Annotated in this window: 7 protein-coding genes; 4 read left to right on the top strand and 3 right to left on the bottom strand. The window is 61.1% G+C overall.

Features of this window, described 5'->3' with window-relative positions; all coding sequences use genetic code 11:
* Together EOA22_RS38210 and EOA22_RS25480 are read right to left on the bottom strand one after the other, a co-directional pair.
* Nucleotides 1-191, bottom strand: a 191-nt coding sequence (locus EOA22_RS38210) for a hypothetical protein (protein WP_127390296.1), incomplete at its 3' end; no start/stop codon positions are given.
* Complete coding sequence (locus tag EOA22_RS25480) at nt 188-451, bottom strand: hypothetical protein (protein ID WP_013530598.1); 264 nt, start codon at nt 449-451, stop codon at nt 188-190. The genes EOA22_RS25480 and EOA22_RS38210, both read right to left, overlap by 4 nt.
* A gap of 585 nt (nt 452-1,036) precedes the next feature.
* Between EOA22_RS25480 and EOA22_RS25475 the strand changes: the two genes are divergently transcribed.
* On the top strand, nt 1,037-1,711 hold the full coding sequence (locus tag EOA22_RS25475) for a Crp/Fnr family transcriptional regulator (protein WP_164746004.1): 675 nt from the start codon (nt 1,037-1,039) through the stop codon (nt 1,709-1,711).
* On the opposite strand, the gene EOA22_RS25470 is transcribed toward EOA22_RS25475, so the two are convergent.
* Nucleotides 1,712-2,035: a hypothetical protein gene (locus EOA22_RS25470; protein ID WP_082826689.1), complete on the bottom strand. Its 324-nt coding sequence runs from the start codon at nt 2,033-2,035 to the stop codon at nt 1,712-1,714.
* A gap of 228 nt (nt 2,036-2,263) precedes the next feature.
* Between EOA22_RS25470 and EOA22_RS25465 the strand changes: the two genes are divergently transcribed.
* The 3 genes from EOA22_RS25465 to EOA22_RS25455 form a co-directional block, all read left to right on the top strand.
* Nucleotides 2,264-3,010: a helix-turn-helix transcriptional regulator gene (locus tag EOA22_RS25465; protein WP_063168640.1), complete on the top strand. Its 747-nt coding sequence runs from the start codon at nt 2,264-2,266 to the stop codon at nt 3,008-3,010.
* A 162-nt stretch (nt 3,011-3,172) separates the two neighbouring features.
* Nucleotides 3,173-3,466, top strand: a complete 294-nt coding sequence (locus EOA22_RS25460; protein ID WP_013530594.1) for a hypothetical protein — start codon at nt 3,173-3,175, stop codon at nt 3,464-3,466.
* Nucleotides 3,467-3,682: 216 nt separating this feature from the next.
* A partial coding sequence (locus EOA22_RS25455; protein ID WP_164755809.1) for an acyltransferase occupies nt 3,683-4,373 on the top strand: 691 nt, incomplete at its 3' end.

The raw sequence follows: 4,373 nt of genomic DNA, 5'->3' as shown, positions 1-4,373 counted from the left end.
CTCTTCGCTCTGCGGGCAACCGCTTCCATAAAAGAGCGGGCGGCAGCGTCACAGGCTGTTCTGGACGGTCCATTCGCGGACAGCACGACCTCCGCGGCCTTCCGCGACATGCCGTATTTCCGGGCGAAGACCGCAGCGTCGTAAGGTTCGTTTTCGGCCGGTGCCGCGGACGTGATCCTGGCCTTGGTCATTGGCGGGTCCGCCTGAAACTCTCAAGCAACTCGCCTTCATTGCGGCAGCCATTCTGGAACAGCGAAAACACCGTGGCTGCCAGAAGCTGCACGTCCGACTCCCCCGACATGCGATCAAATTTGCGCTCCAGGCAGACCCGATCGAAGACGCGCTGGCACAGTTGCAGATCGGAAGGATGGAGACCGGGATTGCGCTTACGAAGGCTCGACATAAGAAGCCCCTTTCGGAGCAGCGGCCACTTTTGATGCATGTCGTCCAAAAGTGACCTCGGCTTTGGGAGAACGACATGCATAAACAAAGACCCTAAAGCGCATCGCATAAATCGGATCAAACGCGATGCGCTTTAGACGCTGTGGGTCAAAAAATGAAATCGGGCTGAGCAAGAGTCAACATCGGCCTTCATCACAGTAACTATCGTACAATTCTCCCCCCGGTCCTCCCCCTTCTTCGAACGGTCCCCAGGCCCAGCGCGACATGGCGCTTTTCATTGGCCAGCGGATTTTATCGGCGTGATCCGGCGCTCTCATGAAATATGTCGGTTTTGTACCAAATGGCGTTTGGTACGTTTCCGACACTAACATTCAGGCCGATCTTTTCATATGCGAACAGGCGTTGGGGGGCGCCGTGCTTCGAATTTCATATCGCATTGATATCTTTCTGCGTTCAGAGCCCCTATACATAGGCCATCGTCCTCACGTTTTTACGGGCACGGACGGCTGGGAGATTGGATGGCTCTTGCCCTGCATTGGGCCACGCCATGTCTGATCCCAACAAAAACTCTGATCCCGACAAAAAACCCAATCCCGACGGGAACCATCCGTACCGAAACCAATTGCTGCGGCGCATGCCTGCGGATGATCTGGCGTTGCTCGAGCCGCACATGCAGCGCTGCGACTTGCCATTGCGCATGATGCTGGTGACCCCGAATGTTCCGATCGAGGCCGTCTACTTCATCGAACAGGGCATTGGTTCGGTGGTCGCCAGCACGGCAAGCGGCCAAGAGGCCGAAGTGGGCTTCATCGGCTTCGAAGGCATGACGGGATACTCCCTGGTGATGGGCGACGACCGTGCGCCGCATGCCTGTTTTGTCCAACTCGAAGGCGAAGCGATCCGCATCGAAGCCGGCGCTTTCAAGGCAGCTTTGGAGGCAAGTACGACCTTGCGCATGTTCCTGCTGCGCTTCGTCAACGCACTACAAACCCAGGCCGGCTGCACCGCGCTCGTCAACGCGCGGCTGAAGCTCGAGGAGCGGCTGGCGCGATGGTTGCTCATGTGCGACGACCGGGTGCCCGGCGAACATCTCGCCATCACCCACGAATTCCTGGCCATCATGCTTGGTGTCAGGCGGCCAGGCGTCACCGTCGCGCTTCAATTGCTCGAAGGCCGCGCGTTGATTCGCTCGAAACGGGGCGAGATCGTCATTCGCGACCGCGCCGGGCTGCTGGAACTCGCCAATGGCAGTTACGGCGAAGCCGAGGCCGAATATGCAAGGCTGATCGGCGAGATCGGCGCGGCCTGATCAGGAGCGGCTGCCGCCGGCATCCGGCTTGCCCGATGTCGCTTTGCCGGGCGGTGCCGCACCGCCTTTTATGGGCCCATCCCTGCCGATCGGCCCATCCCTGCCGATCGGCCCATCCCTGCCGATCGGCTCATCCTTGCCGATCGGCAAGCCGGCATGCTCCAGGCTTGCAAGCTTGCACTTCGTCTGCTCGGCCGCCGCTCCGACAAGGCAATCAATGGTGAACATGGCACCGGCGTGATCGCTTGCCGCGACCGCCTGGCGGATTTTCGTCAATTGCGCCTGCGTGTAGTCCAGAAGCTCGACCAGGTCGGTATGATCCAAACCGCCCTCCATTACAGGATGTCGAGAGGCCGATCCGAGGTCGCTCTTGCCACCGAAATACGCCCATTTACGCGGCTTGCATAGCCGGACTGTCAGAATCGTACAGCCTACGCTCTACGGGATCGTTGCCTATTGGCCAAAGGTCCATCTTCGCGCCAGCGCCACGGCATGCAAGTGTATATAAGCTATCGCTTGAATACTGGTCCGTACGTCTGTCGGGGAGATGTCGTGCCAATTCGCGAGAATCTCGCCGCCAATCTCAGGCGGCTGGTCCAGCGCCATGCTTCCGTCAGCGCGGTGTGCCGTGAGCTTGGCATCAATCGCACCCAGTTCGAGCGCTATCTGCAAGGCAAGGCGGTGCCCAACAAAACCACCGCCAGGCTGATCTGCGATTATTTCAAGATCGACGAAAACGAGCTGTATCGCGAGCCGGCTATTCCCGCAGCCAACGGCGACGGCAATGCATCGCTGCGCGAGGCACTGTACGAAAACATGGTGCGGCCGCCGTCGCCCGCCATCGCCGGCGGCACTTATTTCACCTATTTTTCGGTCCCCGGCCGCCCCGACCTTCTGATGCGCTCGGTCACCTTCCTGCGACGTGAGGCCGAGCTGGTCACCTTCAGGCGGGTGACGCGGTGGGCCCCGGGCGATGGCCAGGGTGGCGCCAGAATGCCCGGCAACCACTACGGCGTAGCGATCTCGCGCCTGAACTGGATCTATTTCACAGGCATCAACCGCCGCCAGACAAGCGAGCCCTCGATCATGACCGTACAGTGGGCTCCCATCTCCGAACCGGTTCTGGTCGGCAGGGCGATCGTCCTCACAGGATCGGGGCCGGCCTTTGTGCCGGTCATCATGCGGCAGGACGTCACCAGGGTCAGCATGAAGCGGGCGTTGCAGATGGCCCATATCGTCAGCCTCGACGACCCCAGCGTCGATCGACTGGTGGTCAGTCTCGCACGAGAGACCCGATAAACTCGCCTCCTACGGGAAAAATCGGGGAAAGTTTCAAGTTTTTCGGCTATATTTTTCCTCGTTTCGGCTTTTTTACGCAAAAAATGCCGGAACTTTCACCCAAACCTGTCGTTTTCCAATGGATCGTTGCTTCGACGATCCCAAAGCAATAGGAGAGTACCCATGAACATCAAGATGATCTGCTTGGGCGCCATGGCACTTTCGATGGTCGGCGGCGCGGCGTTTGCCAAAACGTCGGCTCTCGACGATCCAGCCAAGATGCAGCCCTTCTACACCGATAGCAGCATGAAGACGATGGTCAGCAACGACGACTTCGTGAAAGCCTGGAAGGCCCTTACGCCGGACGACCAGACCGCGATGATGAAGGCCTGCGAGGACGAGGCGAAGGACGCCACTGCGGCCAACAGCCATCCCGAATTCTGCAGCAGCGTGAAAGCGAACGGCGGCAGCAAGTAGCAGTCCAGCAACCCGAATGAGAAACAGCCCCGCGCGGGGCTGTTTTGCGTCTGCCGCAGGTGTGCAGACAAGCCAGCCACGCAAGGATCGGGCCCGGCCGGCACCCGGCCCATCTCCCCATTTCTGCCATGTTGCACTGCGATAATTTGTTGCATTGCGATATCGGCCTGCACCGCCGACATTGCACAGGGGCTGGGCTTGCACGAGGGAGCCGTCGTGGCAGCATCGTTCCGGCCGGACATACAAGGATTGCGCGCGCTCGCCGTCGGCGGCGTCGTCGCCTACCATTTCGGCCTCACCGCGCTCCCCGGCGGCTTTGCCGGCGTCGACATCTTCTTCGTCATCTCGGGCTGGCTGATATCGACCCATCTCATGCAGGAGATCGGCGAGACCGGCCGGCTCGACCTCTGGCGCTTCTATGCCAGGCGCGCGCGGCGGCTCCTGCCGGCAGCTTTGTTCGTCATCCTGGTCACGCTGGCCGCCGGCTACTTCATCCTGGCGCCGCAGGAGCAGGCGCTCTATTCGCGCGGCGCCATGTTTGCCTCCGCCTATGCCATCAATCTGTGGCTGCTGCGCTGGTCGTTCGACTATTTCGCCGCCGACGCCACCAGCAATCCCTTCATCCACTTCTGGTCGCTGTCGGTGGAGGAGCAGTTCTATCTGGCCTGGCCGGCGCTGCTTCTGCTGGCCGCCTGGCTGCGGCCGGGCCGGCGAACGGCCGCAGCCATGATCGGCGTGGTCGGCCTCGCCTCCTTCGCCGCCTGCCTGTGGCTGACCAGCGCGGCGCCGGCCTGGGCCTTCTATTTCTCGCCGCTGCGCGCCTGGGAGTTCGCTGCCGGCGGCCTGGCGACGCTGGTCCCCATGGCTTTGCTGCAGCACCGCATCTGGCTGCGGCCAGCGCTTGGCT

Source organism: Mesorhizobium sp. M7A.F.Ca.US.014.04.1.1, assembly GCF_003998745.1.
Taxonomy (GTDB): domain Bacteria; phylum Pseudomonadota; class Alphaproteobacteria; order Rhizobiales; family Rhizobiaceae; genus Mesorhizobium; species Mesorhizobium ciceri.
The sequence above is the reverse complement of the archived record's forward strand: the minus strand, read 5'-3'. Positions and strand labels throughout refer to the sequence as shown.

Coding starts and splice junctions, on each gene's coding strand:
- EOA22_RS25475 (WP_164746004.1), top strand. CDS start 1,037: ATGCCTGCGGATGATCTGGCGTTGCTCGAGCCGCACATGCAGCGCTGC.
- EOA22_RS25460 (WP_013530594.1), top strand. CDS start 3,173: ATGAACATCAAGATGATCTGCTTGGGCGCCATGGCACTTTCGATGGTC.